Raw genomic sequence first — 862 nt, 5'->3', positions numbered from 1 at the left:
GGTTCGTCGAGAAAGGTGCGATCCAGGCCGTTCTGGAGGATGGAGCGGATCGAGGCGACGGATCGTGCCTTGATCAGAATGCCGCGCCGGCAGGCCGCGTCGACGCGCTCGGCGCTGTAACTTTTGGTCAGCGACAGAATGCCGAGGCAGGTGCGAAAGCCTTGCTCGGGATGCGGCCGGGCCGCGATCACGGCTTGGAAGAAGGCGGCGGTCGACGGACCGATCCGCTCGCCGGCGGCGATCACTCCGGCGGGCGTCCATTGGCCGTAGCGCCGATGGGCGCTGGGCATATGGTCGGCGATGGTGGTGTGGCCCCGCCGGTTAGGGGCGCGGGCGTGGCTGGCGATCCTGCGGCCGTTGTGGAAGATCTCGACCGTCCTGTCGTCGATGCGCGCATCGACGAGCTTACGGATGAGCCGATACGGCGCGGAATACCAGTGTCCATCGATCTCGATATGATAGTCGGGGCCGACCCGGCATCGCTTCCAGCGTGCGAAAGCGTAAGCCTGGTCCGGCAGCTTTGTGAGCTTGGGCTGGTCGAGCTCGGCGAACAGTTCGGCGCGGCTGGCGCCAAAGTCGCGCATCTGCCGGGCATTGAGTTCGACGGCGAGTATTTTGATGGCTGCGTTCAGCTCCGCTAACGAAAAAAAGCGTTGGTTGCGCAGCCGCGCCAGAATCCATCGCTGGGCGACTTGCACCGCAACTTCGACCTTTGCCTTGTCTTTTTGGGCGCCGCGGCCGGGCTGCGAGAATGGCCGTGCCGTAATGGCTCGCCATCTCGGCATAGGTTCGGTTGAGGCCGGGATCGTGGCGGTCGGGATTGGTGACGGCGGCCTTGAGATTGTCGCAGACCACGAATGTC

1 pseudogene is annotated in these 862 nt (G+C 64.6%); it reads right to left on the bottom strand.

Going from position 1 to position 862, the window contains the following annotated elements:
• Positions 1–862: pseudogene (locus ACZIRK_RS45290) on the bottom strand (Mu transposase domain-containing protein); the annotation flags it as partial.

The sequence above is a fragment of the Bradyrhizobium sp. Leo114 genome, assembly GCF_055229415.2.
The sequence above is the reverse complement of the archived record's forward strand: the minus strand, read 5'-3'. Positions and strand labels throughout refer to the sequence as shown.